19 protein-coding genes are annotated in these 21,754 nt (G+C 56.3%); 12 read left to right on the top strand and 7 right to left on the bottom strand.

Features of this window, described 5'->3' with window-relative positions; all coding sequences use genetic code 11:
- The first annotated feature begins 72 nt into the window (after nt 1-72).
- The gene (gene purL, locus CLV44_RS03825; protein ID WP_106590786.1) at nt 73-3,975 is read left to right on the top strand and encodes a phosphoribosylformylglycinamidine synthase; all 3,903 of its coding nucleotides are present in this window, start codon (nt 73-75) and stop codon (nt 3,973-3,975) included.
- A 65-nt stretch (nt 3,976-4,040) separates the two neighbouring features.
- Here purL and CLV44_RS03820 read toward each other — a convergent pair whose 3' ends face one another.
- From CLV44_RS03820 to CLV44_RS03805, 4 genes are all read right to left on the bottom strand, one after another.
- Nucleotides 4,041-4,472, bottom strand: coding sequence for a DsrE family protein (locus tag CLV44_RS03820; RefSeq protein ID WP_106590785.1), 432 nt, complete (start codon nt 4,470-4,472; stop codon nt 4,041-4,043).
- Nucleotides 4,473-4,553: 81 nt separating this feature from the next.
- Nucleotides 4,554-5,159 (bottom strand): OmpA family protein, encoded by a 606-nt coding sequence (locus tag CLV44_RS03815; protein WP_106590784.1) that lies wholly within the window; start codon nt 5,157-5,159, stop codon nt 4,554-4,556.
- 146 nt (nt 5,160-5,305) lie between these two features.
- Complete coding sequence (locus CLV44_RS03810) at nt 5,306-5,605, bottom strand: YciI family protein (protein WP_106590783.1); 300 nt, start codon at nt 5,603-5,605, stop codon at nt 5,306-5,308.
- Nucleotides 5,605-6,159, bottom strand: coding sequence for a septation protein A (locus tag CLV44_RS03805; protein ID WP_106590782.1), 555 nt, complete (start codon nt 6,157-6,159; stop codon nt 5,605-5,607). Before CLV44_RS03805 ends, CLV44_RS03810 begins: the two co-directional genes overlap by 1 nt.
- Before the next feature lie 50 nt (nt 6,160-6,209).
- Here CLV44_RS03805 and CLV44_RS03800 point away from each other — a divergent pair, with 50 nt between their 5' ends.
- The 4 genes from CLV44_RS03800 to rluB all read left to right on the top strand — a co-directional run bounded on the left by CLV44_RS03800 (nt 6,210) and on the right by rluB (nt 9,268).
- Complete coding sequence (locus CLV44_RS03800; protein ID WP_245912594.1) at nt 6,210-7,079, top strand: PHP domain-containing protein; 870 nt, start codon at nt 6,210-6,212, stop codon at nt 7,077-7,079.
- A gap of 39 nt (nt 7,080-7,118) precedes the next feature.
- On the top strand, nt 7,119-7,739 hold the full coding sequence (locus tag CLV44_RS03795; RefSeq protein WP_106590781.1) for an L-threonylcarbamoyladenylate synthase: 621 nt from the start codon (nt 7,119-7,121) through the stop codon (nt 7,737-7,739).
- Nucleotides 7,740-7,817: 78 nt separating this feature from the next.
- A complete protein-coding gene (locus CLV44_RS03790; RefSeq protein ID WP_106590780.1) occupies nt 7,818-8,213 on the top strand; it encodes an H-NS histone family protein in 396 nt (131 codons plus the stop codon).
- A gap of 113 nt (nt 8,214-8,326) precedes the next feature.
- Entirely contained in the window at nt 8,327-9,268 is a 942-nt protein-coding gene (gene rluB, locus CLV44_RS03785) for a 23S rRNA pseudouridine(2605) synthase RluB (protein ID WP_106590779.1), read from the top strand.
- Nucleotides 9,269-9,288: 20 nt separating this feature from the next.
- Here rluB and CLV44_RS03780 read toward each other — a convergent pair whose 3' ends face one another.
- From CLV44_RS03780 to ubiG, 3 genes are read right to left on the bottom strand one after another with little or no spacing between them, the layout of a single operon-like run.
- A complete protein-coding gene (locus CLV44_RS03780; protein WP_106590778.1) occupies nt 9,289-10,044 on the bottom strand; it encodes a YciK family oxidoreductase in 756 nt (251 codons plus the stop codon).
- Between the two features lie 42 nt (nt 10,045-10,086).
- Nucleotides 10,087-10,758 (bottom strand): HAD family hydrolase, encoded by a 672-nt coding sequence (locus CLV44_RS03775; protein WP_106590777.1) that lies wholly within the window; start codon nt 10,756-10,758, stop codon nt 10,087-10,089.
- A complete protein-coding gene (gene ubiG, locus CLV44_RS03770) occupies nt 10,758-11,477 on the bottom strand; it encodes a bifunctional 2-polyprenyl-6-hydroxyphenol methylase/3-demethylubiquinol 3-O-methyltransferase UbiG (protein WP_106590776.1) in 720 nt (239 codons plus the stop codon). The genes CLV44_RS03775 and ubiG overlap by 1 nt, the downstream gene beginning before the upstream one ends.
- Nucleotides 11,478-11,577: 100 nt before the next feature.
- Here ubiG and CLV44_RS03765 point away from each other — a divergent pair, with 100 nt between their 5' ends.
- The 7 genes from CLV44_RS03765 to cmk all read left to right on the top strand — a co-directional run bounded on the left by CLV44_RS03765 (nt 11,578) and on the right by cmk (nt 21,741).
- Nucleotides 11,578-12,912: an HDOD domain-containing protein gene (locus tag CLV44_RS03765; protein WP_106590775.1), complete on the top strand. Its 1,335-nt coding sequence runs from the start codon at nt 11,578-11,580 to the stop codon at nt 12,910-12,912.
- Nucleotides 12,913-13,039: 127 nt separating this feature from the next.
- Nucleotides 13,040-15,670, top strand: coding sequence for a DNA gyrase subunit A (gene gyrA, locus CLV44_RS03760; RefSeq protein WP_106590774.1), 2,631 nt, complete (start codon nt 13,040-13,042; stop codon nt 15,668-15,670).
- 32 nt (nt 15,671-15,702) lie between these two features.
- Complete coding sequence (gene serC, locus CLV44_RS03755; protein WP_106590773.1) at nt 15,703-16,785, top strand: 3-phosphoserine/phosphohydroxythreonine transaminase; 1,083 nt, start codon at nt 15,703-15,705, stop codon at nt 16,783-16,785.
- Between the two features lie 3 nt (nt 16,786-16,788).
- Nucleotides 16,789-17,679, top strand: coding sequence for a chorismate mutase (pheA, locus tag CLV44_RS03750; RefSeq protein WP_106590772.1), 891 nt, complete (start codon nt 16,789-16,791; stop codon nt 17,677-17,679).
- A gap of 29 nt (nt 17,680-17,708) precedes the next feature.
- A complete protein-coding gene (gene hisC, locus CLV44_RS03745) occupies nt 17,709-18,812 on the top strand; it encodes a histidinol-phosphate transaminase (protein WP_106590771.1) in 1,104 nt (367 codons plus the stop codon).
- On the top strand, nt 18,806-21,046 hold the full coding sequence (locus CLV44_RS03740; protein WP_106590770.1) for a bifunctional prephenate dehydrogenase/3-phosphoshikimate 1-carboxyvinyltransferase: 2,241 nt from the start codon (nt 18,806-18,808) through the stop codon (nt 21,044-21,046). The genes hisC and CLV44_RS03740 overlap by 7 nt, the downstream gene beginning before the upstream one ends.
- Complete coding sequence (cmk, locus tag CLV44_RS03735) at nt 21,046-21,741, top strand: (d)CMP kinase (protein WP_106590769.1); 696 nt, start codon at nt 21,046-21,048, stop codon at nt 21,739-21,741. Before CLV44_RS03740 ends, cmk begins: the two co-directional genes overlap by 1 nt.
- The last annotated feature ends 13 nt before the right edge of the window (nt 21,742-21,754 follow it).

Here is a 21,754-nt window from a genome sequence, read left to right as displayed (position 1 = left end):
GTAAAATCGTTATTTAATTGTTTGCTCTCCCACGCCTGATTTCGCAGGTAGAACCAAGAGGCTCGATACAACATGCTCGTATTGCGTGGAGCTCCCGCTCTTTCGTCCTTTCGTCATGCAAAACTGCTGTCCCAGATTCAGTCCCAGCTGCCAGCCGTGACTGCACTGTACGCAGAATACACTCATTTTGCAGATCTACAGCGTGATCTGGATGCGCAAGAGTCTCAGGTTCTTGATCGTATCCTGCGTTACGGCCCCAAGGCCAGCACCGAAGAGCCAGCCGGTGAGCTGTTTCTGGTCGTGCCGCGTCCGGGAACCATCTCGCCCTGGTCCAGTAAAGCAACTGATATTGCACACAACTGCGGTTTGAGTGCAATTGCACGTTTGGAGCGTGGTGTTGCTTACCATGTTCGTAGCGAGCAACCTTTGACTACTGAACAGCGTGATAAGTTGCAGGCATTGCTGCATGACCGCATGGTTGAAGTCGTTTTGGCAGATACCGATGCCGCAGCTGCGCTGTTCCGTCATGAGCAGCCGCGCCCGATGACACAGGTAGATGTGCTGGATGGGGGCCGTGAGGCACTGGCGGTCGCCAACACCAATCTGGGTCTGGCGCTGGCCGATGACGAGATCGACTATCTGGTTGACAGCTTCAAGGGGCTGGGCCGTAACCCGAACGATGTTGAGCTGATGATGTTCGCCCAGGCGAACTCCGAGCATTGCCGTCACAAGATTTTCAACGCCAGCTGGGATATTGACGGTGTGCGTCAGGAGCACTCGCTGTTTGCGATGATCCGCAATACCTATCAGCATGCCGGTGATAACGTGCTGTCTGCCTACAAGGATAATGCATCCGTTATTGTTGGCAGCAAGGCCGGTCGTTTCTACCCGGATGCAGCGACCGGTCAGTATGGTTACAACCAGCAGGCGATCCACATTCTGATGAAGGTGGAAACCCATAACCATCCGACCGCGATTGCGCCGTTCTCCGGTGCAGCGACCGGTTCCGGCGGTGAAATCCGTGATGAAGGCGCAACCGGTCGTGGTTCCAAGCCGAAAGCGGGCCTGAACGGTTTCACCGTATCCGATCTGCGCATCCCTGATTTCGAGCAGCCGTGGGAGTCTACATACGGTAAGCCGGAGCGCATTGCGTCGGCGCTGGATATCATGATTGAAGGCCCGATCGGTGGTGCGGCGTTCAATAACGAGTTTGGTCGTCCCAACCTGACCGGCTACTTCCGTACCTTCGAGCAGCAGGTGCCGGGTGCCAACGGTGATGAAGTGCGCGGCTATCACAAGCCGATCATGATCGCTGGTGGCTTGGGTAATATCTGCGAAGATCACGTCGAGAAGGGCGAAATCACCGTGGGTGCCAAGCTGATCTGTCTCGGCGGTCCGGCTATGCTGATCGGTCTGGGTGGCGGCGCGGCCTCTTCAATGTCCTCTGGCAGCTCTTCGGCTGATCTGGACTTCGCCTCCGTACAGCGTGGCAACCCTGAAATCGAGCGCCGTTGTCAGGAAGTGATCGACCGCTGCTGGCAGCTGGGCGATGACAACCCGATCGCGTTCATTCATGACGTCGGTGCCGGTGGTCTGTCCAATGCTTTCCCTGAGCTGGTGAAAGATGGCGGCCGTGGCGGTAACTTTGAGCTGCGTAACGTCAACAACGACGAACCGGGCATGTCGCCGCTGGAAATCTGGTGTAACGAAGCGCAGGAGCGCTACGTGATGGCAGTGAAGCCGGAAGATCTGGCTCGCTTCGAAGCGATCTGCGAGCGTGAGCGTTGCCCGTTTGCAGTAGTGGGTGAGGCCACTGAAGAGCATCACTTGACCCTGGGTGATACCCACTTCGAGAACAAGCCGGTTGATCTGCCGATGAGCGTGTTGTTCGGCAAGCCGCCGAAAATGCACCGCAGCATCGAACGGACCACCTACAGTGTGCCTGAGTTCGATACGTCCGCCATTGATCTGGCTGACGCGGTTGAGCGTGTACTCAAGTTGCCGGCCGTTGCTTCCAAGAGCTTCCTGATCACTATCGGTGACCGTTCCATCACCGGTCAGGTCGCACGCGACCAGATGGTTGGTCCCTGGCAGGTGCCGGTTGCTGACTGTGCGGTGACGACCGCATCCTATGACACCTATGCCGGTGAAGCGATGGCGATGGGTGAGCGTACACCGCTGGCATTGATTGATTCACCGGCGTCCGGTCGGATGGCGGTGGGTGAAACCATCACCAATCTGGCGGCCGCACGTATCGGCCAGTTGTCCGACATTAAGCTGTCTGCCAACTGGATGTGCGCAGCGGGTCACCCGGGTGAAGATGAGAAAATGTACGACACCGTGAAGGCGGTGGGTATGGAGCTGTGTCCGGCACTGGATATCACGATTCCGGTCGGCAAGGACTCCATGTCCATGCGTACGGTGTGGGACGAGAATGGCGAGCAGAAGAGCGTCACTGCGCCGATGTCGCTGATCATTTCCGGTTTCGCACCGGTACTGGACGCGCGCAAGACACTGACGCCGCAGCTGCGTACGGACCAGGGCGAAACCGATCTGCTGCTGCTGGATCTGGGCAACGGCCAGAACCGTATGGGTCTGTCCGCGCTGGCGCAGGTGTACAACGAAGTGGGTCAGGATGTGCCGGATGTTGATGATGCCGAGTTGTTGGGCAACTTCTTCACCGCCATTCAGGAGCTGAACGAGCAGGGGCTGGTTCTGGCGTACCATGACCGTGCCGATGGTGGCCTGTTGGCGACTATTGCCGAAATGGGCTTCGCGGGCCGTACCGGTGTGGATCTGAATCTGGATCTGCTGGCTGCGGATAGCAGCGAACTGGCGGCTGCACTGTTTAACGAAGAGCTGGGTGCGGTTATCCAGATTCGTCGCGAAGACATGGAGCAGGTGCTGAACGAGCTGAACGCGGCAGGCCTGGCTGATGTAGCCAAAGTGGTCGGCACGCTGAATCCGGATCTGCAGCTCAATGCCTTCCATGATGATGAAGAAGTGTACAGTGCTGATCTTATCAAGTTGCAGCGCTGGTGGGCAGAGACGTCATACCGAATTCAGGCACTGCGTGATAACTCGGAATGTGCCCAGCAGGAATTTGACCGCTTGCTGGACCGTGAAGATCCGGGTCTGAATGTCAGTCTGTCGTTTGATCAAAATGACAACGTGGCGGCCGAGCTGGTGGCATCCGGTGTACGCCCGAAAGTGGCGATCCTGCGTGAGCAGGGTGTTAATGGTCAGGTGGAAATGGCGGCGGCGTTCGATCGTGCCGGCTTTGATGCCATCGACGTTCACATGAGCGACATCCTGTCCGGCCGCATTACTCTGGATCAGTTCCGCGGTCTGGTAGCCTGTGGCGGCTTCTCCTACGGTGACGTTCTGGGAGCAGGTGAGGGTTGGGCCAAGTCGATTCTGTTCAACCCGGTAGCGCGTGAGCAGTTCTCGGCGTTCTTCGAGCGTGAAGATACATTTACGCTGGGTGTGTGCAACGGTTGTCAGATGCTGTCCAACCTGCACGAACTTATTCCGGGCGCTGACTTGTGGCCGCACTTCGTGCGTAACCAGTCCGAGCAGTTTGAAGCGCGTGTTGCGATGGTGGAAGTGCAGGATAGCCCGTCTGTATTCCTGCAGGGGATGGCGGGTTCACGCATGCCGATCGCGGTTGCACACGGTGAAGGTCGTGCCGAATTCGAAGATGATGCGCAACTGCGTATGCTGAACGAATCCGGTACGGTATCCCTGCGCTATGTGGACAACAATGCAGAGCCGACACAGCTGTATCCGGCCAACCCGAACGGTTCGCCGCTGGGTATTACCGGTTTGACCACGCCGGATGGCCGCGTCACCATCATGATGCCGCACCCGGAGCGTGTGTTCCGTGCAGTGCAGAACTCATGGGCACCGGATGACTGGTCCGAAGACGGTGCGTGGATGCGGATGTTCCGCAATGCGCGTGTCTGGGTCGGTTAACAGGTAGATTGATGCGATAAAAAAACGGCAGCCTCGGCTGCCGTTTTTATTGCGTGACTGAGCGCCTATGGGCGGACGTAGCTGAAGCCCTGTTGCTGCAGGCGAACAATTTCGGGTAAACCTGCCTGAACAACATCTTCGGCGGTGACGTCATACAGGTCTTCGCGGGTGATGTTGTAACCATCCAGGGTGTTGCCGCAGATAATAAAGCGTGCACCGCTCAGGCGCAGGGTATCCAGTGCGACCTGTTTCTGATTATCGTCCTGTGCGGCGGTAAAGTATTCGATCGCTGCACCATGCACCACAACTCTCACGTCAATATTTTCTTCGCCAACGGCCTGTATATGGTTGCTGATATTGCTGAAGGTGGCGGATATTCGGCTGCTGTCACCATAGTTCATGTGATAAACGACTTTTTGTTCGCCATAATTGTCACTGGCAACTGCATTGCTGGCTGGCATTAGCATGACCAGTGCCAAGCATAGATATTTGAGCATGGTGAAACTCCAGTGGTCAGTAAAAAGACATAAAAAAAGCCGGCTCAAGGCCGGCTTTTTTGGGGTGAGCGATTCAGATAATTACTTCTGAACGCGCTTCTGACCCATGATTTCCACGTCTACGCGACGGTCCGGACGCAGGCATGCAATCAGCTCGGCGCCACGACCGGTGCAGTTTGCAACCGGAGCAGATTCGCCCATGAAACCGATGGACATCTTGCTGGCGTCAACGCCAGCCTGTTCCAGAGTGGTTGCTACAGAACGTGCACGACGCTCAGACAGCTTTTCATTGTAGGCAGCAGAACCGATAAAGTCAGCGTAACCTACCAGCTTGACGCTCTGCAGGCTGGCCAGTGAACCGATGTAGTTCACAACGTTGCTGACATCGCCGACTTTAGTGCTGTCGAAGTCGAAGTACAGAGCAAATTTCTTTTCTACATCAGCCATGCTGGCGACAGGTGCCGGTGCAGGAGCGGGTGCCGGAGCCGGTTCTTCTGCTTTGGCCATGACGTTGTCACAACCTTCAACAGCCTGCTCCTGGGTCCAGAAACCAGTATGCCAGCATTCACCAAAGCTGGTGCGCCAGATAGTGTCGCTGGAATTTACGGCGTAACCCGGTACCGCAGCCTGAGCAGCGGAAACGCCCAGAGCCATCGCCAATCCAGCAGCAATTGCAATTTTTTTCATCATCATATCCTTGTGCCAGGTGGATGTTTATTTTTGCAAAAAGTTTAGTTCATTAGAACAGTATTCGCCTTAACTGCAGTCGAACGAAACCACCGCCACATCCTGGACGATTTTATTCGGCTACATCAGCTAGCGACTATGTTAGCTTAGGGCAAAACTTTTTTATATGGTTTTACGACGACTTTCTGATAAACGCCTGCGGCGCAATACGGATCGGCATCTGCCCATTTCTGTGCCGCGTCGAGCGATTCAAACTCGGCAATGACCAGGCTACCGGTGAAACCGGCGGGGCCCGGGTCTTCACTGTCGATGGCAGGGTGCGGGCCTGCGACCAGCAAACGTCCCTCCAGTTTCAACTGTTCAAGGCGTGCCAGGTGATCGGGACGCGCGGCCATGCGCTTATCGAGTACATCGGCCTTATCTTCGGCAATGATGGCGTAGTACATTATTGATCTCCGTTGTGTTGATCCTGTTGGGGCATGTGACGAGAAATATACAGGCCCTGTGCAATGATGAAAATCAACGTACAGCCAAGCATGCCGAACAGTTTGAAGTTGACCCAGGCCTCTTCGCTCAGAGTGTAGACGACAGCCAGATTCAACACGCCCATAAAGATGAAAAACACGCACCAGCACAGGTTCAATTGGCGCCATACCCGTGTCGGCAATTCGATACTTGCCCCCATCAGGCGCTGTACAATGGTTTTCTGACCAATGAAGTGACTGCCCAGAAAGGCAGCGGCAAACAGCCAATTGACGACGGTGGGTTTCCACTGAATGAATGCCTTGTTGTCCAATAGAACAGTAGCCCCCCCCATAACCACTACCAGTCCAAGCGTGACCAGCTGCATTTTCTCGATGGTATGCGTCTTGAACCAGGTGTAGGCCATCTGTGCCAGGGTTGCAGGAATCAGTACGGCGGTAGCCAGAATAATATCGCCACTGAACTTGTAGACAGCAAAGAATATAATGACGGGAAGAAAGTCGAGTAATAGTTTCATTGGCCTGCTAATCTAAAAAGTAAGTTGAATCCAGAGGTGTGCCCGTTATCGTGACTGACCTGACTCGTGCAGATGAACCCAAGTTTGATCTGCATATGCATAGTACAGCATCTGATGGTGCCCTGTCCCCGACTGAACTGGTTGTCAAGGCCGCGGAAGCATCGATCCGTTATCTGGCGCTGACCGACCACGATACGCTGGCAGGGCTTAGCGAAGCACATATGGCCGCTAGGGAACACGGTATTCATTTCATACCCGGTATTGAACTGACTTGCCTGTGGCATAAAAGAAGTATCCATTTGCTGGGCTTGGGTATAGACCCTGATTTTGTCGGTTGGCAGGAGTATGAAGCCCGTTTGGTTGCCTTGCGCGAAAAACGAGCCGAAACCATAGCAACCAAATTGATTGCCAAGCGCGCGCCCGCCGATATTCTGGTGCGGGCGCAGGAGCAGGCCGGTAAAGGGCAGATCGGGCGACCGCATTTTGCCCGGGCGCTGCTGGAGGCGGGGGTCGTTAGTAGTGAAAATGAAGCGTTTGACCGTTATCTGGGCCAGGGTAAAGTGGGTGATGTAAAAGCCGAATGGCCTGATGTTGCCGAAGCAATTGCAATTGTGCAGGCCAGTGGCGGAAAGGCAATGTTGGCGCATCCGACCAAATATAAACTGACTTTTTCCCGCTTGCGGTTGTTGTTGGCGGCGTTGGCCGAGGCGGGAGCTGACGGGTTTGAAATTGCTTATCCCGGTATCAGTCAGGAGCAGATCGGATTATTGCTGCGGGTTGCGGATACGCTTGATATGCAGGTGTCGTCCGGTAGTGACTTTCATAATCCTGCACATCAGTGGACCGGGTTGGGGCGTTTCCCTCGGGTTGAGACCCCGCGTCATATCATTCACCAGATCCGTTCTGACGTGCAGGCCTGAACAGTTGGATCGGTTTCTCGTTTTTAAGCAGGAGGCTTCATGAGCCAGTTTTTCCAGATTCACCCTGAAAACCCGCAGTCACGATTGATTCAGCAAGCGGTCGAAATCCTGCGCAAGGGGGGAGTTATTATTTACCCTACTGATTGTGCCTACGCGCTTGGCTGTCACCTGGGCGATAAAAAAGCGGTTGATCGCATCAAGCGTATTCGTAATCTTGATGACAAGCATAATTTCACGCTGGTCTGCGATGATCTGTCCTCTATCAGTACATATGCGAAGGTTGATAATCAACAGTTCAGGCTATTGAAAGCGCATACACCGGGCGCATATACCTTCATATTGCCGGCAACGACAGAAGTTCCACGCAGGTTGCTGCATCCCAAGCGCCGCACCATCGGTATTCGGGTGCCAGACAATGCCATTGTCTCGCAACTGTTGTCACAGTTGGGCGAGCCGATTATGAGTACCTCATTAATAATGCCGGGCGAAGAGTTGCCGCTGACCGATCCTTATGAAATGCGTGACATTTTGCAGCATCAGGTTGATCTGATTATTGATGGCGGCTATTGCGGCATGGAGGCGACCAGTGTCGTTAATATGGTCGATGAAGTCCCATTTGTTGTCCGTGAAGGTGCTGGCAATACGGATCATTTTAAATAAAGTTTATATATTTTATTGAAAAAAGTTATTTTATAGCGATAATTGGAATTATTAACTTACAGATAGTGGCGCGCAAAAATGACTGACTTCATTAAGATACTGACACGCAAGAACTCCTTGCGTAAGCATTGCCAGGAAATGCAGCTGGCTGATATCGATAAGGTTATTGCTGACCTGAATGATATTCGTGCGGAGGTTGCGGAAGCAGCTGAGCGTAATGCAGAAAATGAACGTGCCAAGCTGCAGCAGGTTGAAGAAATTCAGCGCCTGATGAAAGAAGCGGGTATTGGCTTGGATGAGCTTAAGCAGGGTGTTGAGCCGGTTGCACGTAAATCCGTCAAGGCAAAATATGTCATTACCGACAGCGAAGGTAACGAGCATAGCTGGTCGGGTCGTGGCCGTACACCGATCGCTTTCCGTGAATACATGGACAAGAATAATCTGACCAAGGAACAGTTGCCGACTGTCGACTGATCGGGCATTATGCTGTCAATACGAAGCCTCTTCGGGTCATCCTGAAGGGGCTTTTTTGATTTACCATGATAATCAGGTGGCCTTGCATTGGGGTCGCCGCAGGAGACGTCAAAATGCATGATGAAAAATTGCAAAAGGTTTTGGCGCGTTCCGGTTTTGGCTCACGTCGTGAGATGGAGCGTTGGATTGAAAGTGGTCGCATTATTGTGAACGACCATCCGGCGACCCTCGGTGACCGTGTGAGTGCAACGGATCGTGTCAGCGTTGATGGCAAGTCGGTTACATTGTCGTTTGCTGCGACAGCGGAGCGCCGGGTGCTGATTTACAACAAGCCCTTGGGTGAGGTCTGTACGCGCCATGACCCCGAGGGGCGGCCGACGGTATTTGATAACCTGCCACCGCTGAAACAAGGCCGCTGGGTAGCCATTGGTCGTCTGGACATTAACACCAGTGGCCTGCTGATTTTCACCACCGATGGTGAGCTGGCCAACCATATGATGCACCCGTCGATGCAGATCGACCGCGAGTATGCGGTACGAGTGCTGGGTGATATCGAAGATGCCATGCTGGAGCGTCTGCAGCAGGGTGTGCTGTTGGAAGACGGTATGGCGCGCTTTACCGATGTGCGTTATTTCAACGGTGAAGGTGCCAACAAGTGGTACCACTGCGTGGTGATGGAAGGGCGTAACCGTGAAGTCCGTCGTCTATGGGAATCTCAGGGCGTGCAGGTCAACCGGCTTAAGCGGGTTCGTTTCGGTCCTGTGTTCCTGGCGAGCGATATCAAGGTAGGGACCTGGCGCGAGATGTCGCCCAAAGAGGTCAATATGCTGGCGAAAGAGCTGGTGATGGATGAGGCGCGTACGCACCGACCGACACCGATTGAGTTCGAAAAAGAGCAGCGCCTGTATAAGCGTCAGCGGGTACGTCAGTCGGTTATCAAGGGGCAGCCACAGCCGCAGGCTCAAGATGATAATGAGAAGGCACGCCCGGGCAAAAAGCCCAAGGTGCGCTCGGTCGGCCGCCGCAACACTAGCCGACGCGGGCGTCGCGTTTAAGTTCGCCAAGGTGCGAAGGGTCAGGCAGACCCTTCGCCTTGCGCATCCAGTGATACCCCATTGACCTGACGGCTGTCGGGTCCCATCAAATACAGATAGGCGGGCATGATCTCGGCGGGTGTCGGGTTGCTTTCGGGCGGCTCGGCCGGATAGGCGTAGGCACGCATCTGTGTGCGTGTCGCTCCGGGATTGATCGCGTTGACGCGAATGCCCTGTGTGTTTTCCAGTTCGTCTGCGAGTACCTGCATCATCCCCTCGGTGGCGAACTTGGAGACTGCGTAGGCACCCCAGTAGGCGCGTCCCTTGCGGCCGACACTTGATGACGTGAAGATGATTGATGCGTCATCTGACAGGTGGAGCAGGGGCAGCAATGCCTGGGTCATCAGAAACGGGGCCTGTACATTGACGCGCATGACCTGGTCCCATGTGATCGGGTCGTAGTTTTCGATCGGTGTGCGCATGCCCAGCAGGCTGGCATTGTGCAGAATGCCATCCAGGCGGCCGAACTCGTCATGGAGCTGATTGCTGAGCTCGATGTAATCATGCTCGGTCGCCGTATCCAGATTCATGGGAGCGATTGCCGGTTTCGGGTAGCCGGCCGCTTCGATCTCGTCATACAACGATTCCAGTCTCTCCAGTGTCCTTCCCAGCAGAATTACCGTAGCGCCCTGTGCGGCATAATGCCAGGCAGCGGCACGGCCGATACCTGCGCCGGCACCGGTAACCAGAATGATACGGCCTTTCAATGAATCGGCCGGGGCGTGGTAATGAAACATCCTAAGCTCCTTGATAAAAGCGGTCTGGCGGAAAGGCAGATCTCATCCAGCCTGTAATAACGAGTGTAGCAGGGGTTGCAGGTCGGTCGACTGGTGGCTGATGTGATCGCTGTGCCACTGTTCAGGCGTTTCCCCTGTATTGAGATAGCCCCAGCCTGCTGCGACGGTACACATGTTGGCGGCGCGGCCGGCCTCGATATCCCGGAGGTGATCACCGACATAGATGCTGCGCTCCGGGGCTACGCCCAATTGCTGGCAGGCCAGTAGCAGTCCTTCCGGGTCGGGCTTGGCGGTGCTGACATCTTCTGGGCAGATAATGCTGCCGCAGTGATCGAGGTTCAGCGCTGCCAGCAGGGGCAATGTAAAGCGCTTGGGTTTGTTGGTGACGACGCCCCAGGGGGTGCGGGTCTCTTCCAGCCAGCGCAGAAGCTCGGTCATGCCTGGGAACAGGCTGCTGCTGATCAGCAGTTGCTCGGCATAGTCATCGAGCAGTTGCTGGTGCAAACGGGGGAAATCATCGGCCTCAGGAGAGAGGGCGAAAGCATGGCTGACCATGGCGCGTGCCCCGTTCGAGACCTGGCTGCGCAGTGAGTCGTAATCGATGGCCGGGCGCTCGGCTTCGGCCAGCATGCGATTGATGACGCGATGAAAGTCCTGCGCCGTATCCAGCAGAGTGCCGTCCAGATCAAACAGTACAGCGGCCATGGCGGGCATCAATGTGCCTCTTTGCGGCAGGCCAGCATGTAGTTGACGTCCACATCAGTGGCGTCAAGGCGATAGATTTTGGTGAGCGGGTTATAAACCAGGCCGGTCATTTCCTCGATTTCGAGTCCAGCCTTGCGTGTCATGTCACCGAGTTCAGCCGGGCGAATGAATTTATTGAAGTCGTGGGTGCCCGCCGGTACCAGCTTGAGTACGCGCTCGGCACCCAGAATGGCGAACAGATAGCTTTTCGGGTTGCGGTTGAGCGTCGACAGGAATACCTTGCCGCCGGGCTTGGTCAGGCGGGCGCAGGCGCGTACGACCGAGGCGGGGTCGGGAACGTGTTCAAGCATTTCCATGCAGGTAACAATATCGAACTGTTCCGGTTGCTCGTCGGCCAGGTCTTCTACCGTGATGCGTCGATAATTGACGCTGACGCCGCTTTCCAGGCCGTGCAGTTTGGCAACCTTGAGTGGGGCCTCGCCCATATCAATGCCGCTCACGGTAGCACCCCGGTGGGCCATGGCTTCTGACAGAATGCCGCCGCCACAACCGACATCCAGCACTTTCTTGCCGGCCAGTTGACTGATGCGGTCGATGAAGTCTACCCGCAGCGGGTTGATGTCATGCAGAGGTTTGAACTCGCTGTCGCGGTCCCACCAGCGGCTGGCGAGTTCCTCAAACTTGGCGATTTCGGCCGGGTCCAGATTCAGCGCGCGATCCTCTTTCATGTTCAATGCCCTTGCTCCATATTCCAGTTGCACGCATTCTAGCATCATGGTGTGAGGCGCGGAAATCGGAACGCGGTTGGCGAGTGTGAAGGAGAATGTAGTGATTGATATATGGAAGCGTGGTGTCGGACGTTCGGCTGAGGTCGCGAGCAAAGCCAAAGACAATGGTTTGGGACTTACTGACGCAGCCATGGTCGAATTGATCAATCTGGCGGCCAGTGTACGTTTCGAAGCCGGTGCTTGTTTGCTGCAGCAAACACCCGAGTTGGCGCGCGCCCTGGTGTTGTTCAGAAGTGGTGATGTGAGTGTAGAGAAAACGGGGCGTACGCCCTTGCTTCTCTCGTCTGGAGACGTGTTGAATGACCTGACGGCATTGCTGCCCTCGGCGTCGGCCTCGGACTGTATGCTGAAGGCATTGAGTGAGGGGCAGTTGTTCTACGTGTCTCGAGCTCAATTTGCTCAGTTGCGAGAGCAGACGCAGCTGGTCTTGCTACAGCGGGCGTACGGCTGTGCCGCGCGGCTTTCGAGCCGGTTGGCGGTGGAGCTTGAGCAGACCAGCGGCTGCCTGGCCCAGCTGGCTGGTCGTCATTATAACGAATCACAGCGTTTGGCTGTCGGCCTGGATGAGGATGAGAGTCTACGGTCGGTGATTGGTCGTATTCCCCGCTTGCCGGTGTCGAGTCTGGATTTATTGCAGTGCCTGCTGGATGAAGACAGTACGCGTGCGCAGATTGTTGATCTGGTGCGGCAGGATCCGGCAATGACGGCAACGTTGCTGAAAGCACTGAATTCCCCCGGTTACAGTTTCGATAAGAAAATCACTGACCTGAGCCATGCGGTAACCTTGTTGGGTTTTGAGGGGGTTTATCAGGTCATCATGGCGGAGACGTTGCGCAAGTCGTTGCCCGATAGCGAGGTGTTCAGAACCAGTTATCAACGTGCGCTGGCCTTGTCCTATATCGTATTCGCGTTGGCACAAGCGACGGCCAAGGGGCGTCCCGCCGAGATGGCAACTATTGCGCTGTTGCACGATATCGGCCGCCTGGTGCTGGCGGTATGGCAGCGTCAGCAACCGGCGTCCCGCGCCTTGATCCGACGTGTGCCGTCCGGGCTGCCCGGGAGTCTGTTGTTGCGAGACTGGCTGCTGCCTGAGGCTGTTTGGCAGGTGATCGCACTGCAGCATTATCCAATGTCGATGCCGCCTGAGCAGTTGCCTGCTGCCTGGCGTGAGCCGGTGGCGCTGTTACATGTAGCGTCCTGGATGTTGGACCAACGGCAGGGTCGGAGCGGGGAGGCTCCTTTTGTTGAAGCCTATCTGGCGCAGCTCGGGATGCCGTCAGTGCCGGTTGAGCAGTTATGGCAGCAGAAAGTTGCGCCGCTCCTGCGTCAGCGTCGTAACGCGTTGCCCGCCAGCCTGCGTAAACTGATTGACTAGGCATGCATAACCTTAGTGTTGCAGCGCTGAGGTTAGCGTGAATTGAACGCTGCTGTGGTATACTTCCGCGGTTTATAAGCGCGCCATCAGGGCGTGCTCGGGTACCGGATCAAGGAAAGCTGTGCGAATGGGTGATTTAGCCAAAGAAGTTCTGCCAGTCAACATTGAAGACGAGCTGAAACAGTCCTACCTCGACTACGCCATGAGCGTAATCGTGGGCCGAGCTCTGCCGGATGTGCGTGACGGCCTGAAACCGGTTCATCGGCGTGTATTGTTCGCCATGAACGAACTGAACAACGACTGGAACAAGCCGTACAAGAAGTCGGCGCGTGTGGTCGGTGACGTCATCGGTAAATACCACCCGCACGGCGACAGTGCGGTGTATGACACCATCGTGCGAATGGCGCAGGATTTCTCCATGCGCTACATGCTGGTCGACGGCCAGGGCAACTTCGGCTCCGTTGATGGCGATTCTGCGGCAGCCATGCGTTACACCGAAATTCGCATGGCCAAGATCTCGCATGAGTTGCTCGCGGATCTGGAAAAAGAGACGGTCGATTTCGTCGACAACTACGATGGCACCGAGAAAATACCGGCGGTGATGCCGACGCGTGTGCCGAATCTGCTGGTCAACGGCTCTGCCGGTATCGCTGTGGGCATGGCGACCAATATTCCGCCGCACAACCTGGGCGAAATCGTCAACGGTTGTCTGGCGTTGATCGACAACCCCGATATCACGATTGATGAACTGATGGAGTCGATTCCGGGACCTGACTTCCCGACGGGCGGTATCATCAACGGCCGCGCCGGTATTCTGCAGGCTTACCGCACCGGCCGTGGACGCATCTATGTGCGTGCCCGCCACCACATTGAAGACCATCCGAAAAACGGTCGTCCGATGCTGGTGATCAGCGAGATCCCGTATCAGCTCAACAAGGCCCGCCTGATCGAAAAGATTGCGGACCTGGTCAAAGAGAAAAAGATCGAAGGCATCAGCGAGCTGCGTGACGAGTCCGATAAGGACGGTATGCGTATCGTAATCGAACTGCGTCGCGGCGAACTGGCTGAAGTCATCATCAACAACCTGTTTGCCCAGACGCAGCTGCAAAGCGTTTTTGGCATCAACATGGTAGCGCTGGTTGATGGTCAGCCGAAGATCCTGGATCTGAAAACGATTCTTGAATGCTTCGTGCGTCACCGTCGTGAAGTGGTGACCCGACGCACGATCTTCGAACTGCGCAAGGCCCGTGAGCGTGGTCATGTGCTTGAAGGTCTGGCGATTGCGCTGGCCAATATTGACCCGGTTATCGAGATGATCAAGCGGTCACCGACACCGGCCGAGGCGAAAGAGCGACTCATCGCCACGCCGTGGGTGCCGGGGTACGTGACCGATATGCTGGAACGTGCGGGCGAAACCGCGTGTCGTCCGGAAGATCTGGAACCGCAGTATGGCATGCGTGACGGTCATTACTTCCTGTCGCCGGTACAGGCACAGGCAATACTGGACCTGCGTTTGCACCGTTTGACCGGCCTTGAACATGAAAAGCTGATTGCCGAGTACCGTGATCTGCTGGAAAAAATTGCCGAGCTGTTGCACATCCTGGGCTCCTTCGAACGTCTGATGGAAGTGATTCGTGAGGAGCTTGAAACTCTGGTAGCCGAATACGCCGATGAGCGTCGCACTGAAATCCAGGCGTCGATGCAGGATTTGACGGTCGCGGATCTGATCACCGAAGAAGACATGGTGGTAACGATTTCCCATGCCGGTTATGCCAAGACGCAGCCGTTGACGGATTATCAGGCCCAGCGCCGTGGCGGTAAGGGCAAGTCGGCAACCTCGATGAAAGATGAAGACTTCATCGAACATCTGCTGATCGCCAACACCCACGACACCATTCTCTGCTTTACCAATGTGGGCAAGGTGTACTGGCTGAAAGTGTATGAAATTCCGCCAGCCAGCCGAGCGTCCCGTGGCCGTCCGGTGGTGAATATCCTGCCGTTGGCTGAAGGCGAGTGGATCAGCACCATCCTGCCGGTGAAAGAGTTTGATGCCGATCGCTTCATCTTCATGGCAACCGCTAACGGTACCGTGAAGAAAACGCCGCTGGATGCGTTCTCACGTCCGCGCAGCACCGGTTTGATCGCGTTGGATATCGTAGACGGTGACCGCCTGATCGGTGCCATGCTGACCAATGGCCAGGATGACGTGATGCTGGTGACCAGTGCCGGTAAAGCGATCCGCTTCAATGAAAACGATGTTCGTGCCATGGGTCGTACTGCGCGCGGTGTGCGCGGTGTGAAGATGGATGCGGAAACACACGTGATTTCACTGATGGTGCCGCAAGAGGGTGGTGAAGTCTTGACCGCCTCTGAACACGGCTACGGCAAGAAGACCCGTATTGACGAATTCCCGTTGCGTGGTCGTGGTGGCCAGGGTGTGATCGCGATGCAGTGTACCGAGCGCAACGGTCAGCTGGCCGGTGCCGTGCAGGTATTTGACGGTGATGACGTGATGCTGATCAGCAACCGCGGCACACTGGTACGTACACGCACCAGCGAGATTTCCAGCCTGGGCCGTAATACCCAGGGGGTCATGCTGATTCGTCTGGCTGACGATGAAGGACTGGTCGGCATTGCCCGCATCGAAGAGCCTGAAGAAGTCGAAATCGAAGGTGAGAGCGAAGAGGTTGCAGATGTAGCCGCCGCAGCACCGGATGCCGCTGAAGGGGACATGTCTCCTGAAGTCGGTGATGAATAATTCCGTTTATTACAGTGGAAGCAAGAACAGATATGACGCGCAAATATAATTTCAGTGCAGGCCCCGCCGCGTTGCCGGAAGAGGTTCTGTTGCAGGCTCAGGCAGAGCTGCTGGATTGGCATGGCAAGGGACTCTCCATCATGGAGATGAGCCACCGCAGTGCCGAATATGTTGGTGTGGCGACTCAGGCCGAACAGGATCTGCGTGACCTGATGGGCGTGCCTGACAACTACAAGGTGCTGTTCCTGCAGGGCGGTGCCACCGCCCAGTTCGGTATGGTGCCGATGAATCTGCTGCGTGGTGCGGAGTCAGCGGACTACATCAACACCGGTATCTGGTCGAAGAAAGCGATCAAGGAAGCCCAGCGCTATAGCCGCGTCAACATCGCGGCCAGTAGTGAGGCCAACAGCTTCACTTCGGCACCGGCACAGTCTGAGCTGGTACTGGACCCGAATGCGGCCTACCTGCACTACACTACCAATGAAACTATCGGCGGTGTTGAATTCGACTACATTCCCGACAGCGGCAGCGTACCTCTGGTAGCGGACATGTCATCTGACATTTTGTCGGTCCCGGTTGATGTCAGCCGCTTTGGTCTGATCTATGCCGGTGCGCAGAAGAACATCGGTCCGGCGGGTCTGACCGTGGTTATCGTACGTGACGATCTGATCGGCCAGACCCTGGCCGGTACGCCGAGCATGTATGATTATCAGATTCATGCTGATGCCGATTCCATGAACAACACGCCGCCGACGTTCGGCTGGTACTTGGCGGGTCTGGTCTTCCAGTGGCTCAAGCGTCAGGGCGGTGTCGAAGCCATGGCCGAAATCAACCGTCGCAAAGCGGCCAAGCTGTACGCGGCGATTGATGGCAGTGGTTTCTATGGCAACCCGGTGGCGATCAACAACCGTTCGATCATGAACGTGCCGTTTACGCTGGCTGATGCCGCGCTGGAGCAGGCGTTCCTGAGCGGTGCAGAGCGTGAGGGCCTGCTGAACCTGCAGGGCCATCGTTCTGTCGGCGGCATGCGTGCCAGTATCTATAACGCGGTTCCTGAAGCGGCCGTGGATGCATTGATCGACTATATGCAGCGTTTCGAGCAAGAGCAGGCCTGATTGATGAGTGCGAAGCAACCCCCGGCGGCTGATGCACAGGAAGCCGAGCTGCGCGTGCTACGTGACCAGATCGACAGTGTTGACCGCCAGATCCATCAATTGCTGAATGATCGGGCGCGGTTGGCTCAGCAGGTAGCCAGCGTCAAGGAACATTATCGTCAGGGTGATGAAACACCGGTGTTTTACCGCCCTGAACGTGAAGCTCAGGTGTTGCGTGCCGTTATGGCACGCAACGAAGGGCCGCTGGCGGATGTTACCGTAGCGCGCCTGTTCCGTGAGGTGATGTCGGTCTGCCTGGCGTTGGAAGAGTCGATGCAGGTGGTGTTTCTCGGTCCTGAGGGCACTTTCACCCAGCAGGCTGCACAGAAGCACTTCGGCCAATCCGCGTGCTGTCATGCGCTGGACAGTCTGGAGCAGGTATTTACGGCGGTTGAGCGTGGTGAGGCGCACTATGCCGTGGTGCCTATCGAGAGTGAAAATGCCGGTCTGATCCGGCATACGCTGGATCTGTTCCGCCGTTTCAACCTGTTCATCTGTGGTGAGGTAGAGTTGTCGCCGGAAGTCTCCAGTAAAGCGGTCAATCGTAGTCCGCGTTATCTGGTGGTCGGGCGCGAGGCCATCGGTCCCAGTGGTGATGACAAAACCTCGCTGCTGCTGGTGTGCGAAGATGAGCCGGGCGCACTGCATGACTTGCTGGCACCATTCCATCGACGCCAGATCAGCCTGACGCGGCTGGAGACACGCAGCAGCGGTGAGCATGACTGGAATATGCTGTTCTATATCGATTTTGAAGGGCATAACACCGATGCGCAGGTCAGCGAACTGCTCGCTGAGCTGGATGCGTTGAAGGTTGAAGTCAAGCACCTCGGTTCCTACCCCAAAGCCGTATTGTAAGTCTCACCCGACCAGAAGGATGCCACGACATGTCATGTGATTTTATGGCACTGGCAACACGCGGAGTGCAGGGACTGCACCCCTATGAAGCCGGCAAGCCGGTGGAGGAGCTGGAGCGCGAGCTGGGCATCAGCAACATTATCAAGCTGGCCAGCAATGAAAACCCGCTGGGACCGAGCGCCATGGCAATGGACGCCGTACGCGCGGTATTGGCGGATACGACCCGTTATCCCGACAGTAGCGGTTTTGGTCTCAAGCGAGCCTTGCACCGGCATTACGGTGTCGCAGTCGATCAGCTGACCCTGGGCAATGGGTCCAACGATGTGCTGGAACTGATTGCACGGGCGTTTCTGAACGTCGATGATGAGGTGGTGTTCTCCGAATATGCCTTTGCCGTGTATCCGATTGTGACCCAGGCCTGTGGCGCGACGGCTGTGGTGACGCCAGCACATGCATATGGGCACAACCTGCAGGCAATGGCGGATGCCATTACCGATCGCACCCGCTTGTTGTTCATTGCCAACCCCAACAATCCCACGGGAACGGTACTGTTGCGCGACGAGCTGGTGGCATTTCTGGATTCGGTGCCTGAACAGGTGATCGTCGTACTTGATGAGGCTTATACTGAATACGCCACATCGGCTGATTTCCCTGATGGTCTGGCGCTGTTGCCGCGATACCCCAATCTTATTGTCACCCGTACCTTTTCCAAAGCCTGGGGGTTGGCGGGGCTGCGTATTGGTTTTGCTGCCGCCAATTCGGTCATCACTGACCTGCTGAACCGGGTGCGCCAGCCATTTAACGTTTCCCAGATTGCACTGACAGCTGCGCAGGCGGTGCTGCAGGATCAGGATTATCTGCAACGCAGCGTTGAGCTGAACCGTACGGGCATGCAGCAGCTTGAGCAGGGATTCAAGCAGCAGGGGCTGGGGTTCATTCCCTCGCATGGTAATTTCATCACGGTGGATGTGGCTCGACCGGCCCAGCCGGTGTTTGAGGCATTGCTGCGCGAGGGTGTGATTGTGCGACCGTTAGCGGGTTACCACATGCCACAGCACTTGCGGGTCAGCATCGGCCTGCAGGAAGAGAATGACCGTTTCCTGCGTGCACTTAAGAAGGTACTTGCGTGCTGAACTATACCCCGGTTGCACAATACCGTCTGGAGCGCGTACTGATTATCGGCCTTGGCCTGATCGGCGGCTCCTTTGCCAAGGCACTGCGTACCCGTTTCTGTGTCCGCGAAGTCGTGGGTGCCGATCGCAGCATGGATGAGTGTCGCCTCGGGCTTGAACTGGGGGTCATTGATCGCATTGCTGAAGATCTGCCTGCCGAGGTCGGCGCAGCTGATTTGGTAGTACTGGCGGTGCCGGTCAAGGCGATGGAAACGGTGCTGGAGCAGATTCGTCCCTTTTTGAAGCTGCAAACGCTGGTCACGGATGTCGGCAGCACCAAGGGTAATTTGGTAACGGCCGCACGGCGTATTTTCGGTCATCTGCCAGCGACGTTCATCCCGGGACATCCGATTGCCGGTGCCGAAAAGAGCGGTGTACGTGCTTCTGATGCCGACCTGTTTGAGCATCACAAGGTGATTCTGACGCCGCTGCCTGAAACCGACCCCAATGCAACGCTGGAGCTGGCCCGTTTGTGGCAGAGCGTCGGGGCCGAAGTGTTGCAGATGGAAGTGGATCGGCATGATGAAGTGCTGGCCGCGACCAGTCATTTGCCTCATCTGCTGGCATTTTCACTGGTGGATACGCTGGCGCGGGAAGAGGAAAATCTCGATATCTTCCGTTACGCTGCCGGTGGCTTCCGCGATTTCACGCGTATTGCAGCCAGCGACCCGACCATGTGGCATGACATCTGTGTGGCCAACCGGGACGCCATTCTTGCCCAGATCGACCGCTACACCGCTGGTGTAAGCCGGCTGCGTGGTGCCATCGCACAGTCCGACAGTGAAGGCATGCTGGGTATCTTTACCCGGGCCAAGGCGGCACGTGACCACTTCACGCGTTTGCTCAATAAATCGTCCTATTCATCGAATGATCATCTGCGTCCGGTAGATTTGCGGGCCACAGGGGGTGCTGAGCTAGGGGGAGAGCTGACACTACCCGGTGACAAATCGATTTCACAGCGGGCCATTATCCTTGCCGCCATTGCTGATGGTGTCACCGATATCAGCGGTTTTCTGGAAAACGAAGACAGTCTGGCCACGCTACAGGCATTGCGGGATATGGGAGTGGTGATCGAAGGCCCACATCAAGGCCAGGTACGTGTTTTTGGTGTCGGTCTGCATGGTCTCAAGCCTCCGCCGGGGCCGTTGTATCTGGGCCATTCGGCCACCGCCATGCGTTTACTGGCCGGCGTGTTGGCTGCACAGCCATTTGATACCGAGCTTTTTGGTGATGAGGCGCTGTGCCAGCGCAACATGACCCGGGTGACGGAGCCGCTGAAACAGATGGGGGCGGTGATTGAAACCGGTGCCGAGGGCGGCGCACCCCTGCATATCAAGGGGGGGCAATCACTGCGTGGCATCGATTACACCTTGCCTTTCCCCAGTGCGCAGGTGAAATCTTCGCTGTTGCTGGCCGGTCTGTGGGCTGAAGGCGAAACACGGATTCATCAACCGGTGTCGACCCGTGACCATACGGAACGCATGTTGGCGGCGCTCGGTGCCGAGGTAGCACAGGCTGATGCACATATTGTCTTGCGCCCCGGTCAGCGTTTGACGGCTACCGCGATTCAGGTGCCAGGTGATATCTCCTGGGCAACGCTGTTCATGCTGGTGGCCAGCTCCCGGAACAACGCCGGTGGCTATCGGTTGAAAGCAGTTGGGGTTAATCCCAGTCGGTTGGGGGCGTTGCAGGTGTTGCAGTTGATGGGGGCCAATATTGTCCTCGAGAACTCGGATGAGCAGCTGGGCGAGCCGGTGGCAGATCTGGTTGTGACAGCCGGAGCGACGCTGACCGGTGTTACCGTTGATGCCGGTTTGCTGGCTCAGGCGGTGGATGAGTTGCCATTGCTGCTGGTGGCCGCAGCTGTTGCGCATGGAGACAGCTGTTTCAGTGGCTTGGCTCGCCTCGCACACAAAGAAGATGATCCGGTGCAGAAAGCAGTCACCATGCTGACGGAGCTGGGCGGTTGCATTACTCGGGATGCGGACAGTATTCGTGTCAGCGGTGGAGGATTGCACGGTGGCAGCGTTGAAGCGCGTGGCAGTTTGCGTATGGCCATGGCTGCCGTGGCAGCAGGATTGTGTAATACAGAAACAGTGACGGTGACCCGCAGTGGCATGATGCTTGCGGCCTATCCTGATTTTGTCGAGCAGGCACAACGTGTCGGTCTGAAAGTACATAAGGAGGAGGACTGATGTCCATCCGAGAACAACAGGTAGCAGTCATTACCGTTGATGGTCCCAGTGGGTCCGGCAAGGGTACCATTTGTCAGTTGCTGGCGCGCGAACTGGGCTGGCACCTGCTCGACAGCGGGGCGCTTTACCGGCTGACTGCGCTGGCGGCTCGTCACCATGGGGTCGAGCTGGATGACGTGGAGGCGCTGGAAGTACTGGCGGCGCATCTGGACGTACAGTTCAAGGCTGCCGATAGCGGCCATGATATCCAGATCATTCTGGAAGGTGAAGAAGTGACTCATGCCATCCGCAACGAGCGGGTTGGTGAAGAGGCTTCGGTCATTGCTGCATTGGGGCCTGTGCGTGAGGCATTGCTGGCCCGTCAGCGTGATTTTGCCTGTGCGCCGGGGCTGGTAGCGGATGGTCGTGATATGGGAACAGTGGTGTTCCCGTCGGCCGGTTTGAAGATCTACCTTGACGCCAGTGCGGAAGAGCGAGCACAACGCCGTTATAAGCAGTTGATTAGCAAGGAACCCGGTGCTAGCCTTGATGATATATTGAACGATATAAAAGCACGCGACGCGCGTGACATGAATCGTGCGATTGCGCCCCTCAAACCAGCATCGGATGCCGTACGTCTTGATACCACGACAATGAGTATCGATGCAGTACTGCAAGCTGTACTGGATGAAGCCAGGCACAGAGGACTACGCTGATGTAGTCCAAACT

Source organism: Marinobacterium halophilum (assembly GCF_003014615.1).
GTDB lineage: Bacteria > Pseudomonadota > Gammaproteobacteria > Pseudomonadales > Balneatricaceae > Marinobacterium > Marinobacterium halophilum.
The sequence above is the reverse complement of the archived record's forward strand: the minus strand, read 5'-3'. Positions and strand labels throughout refer to the sequence as shown.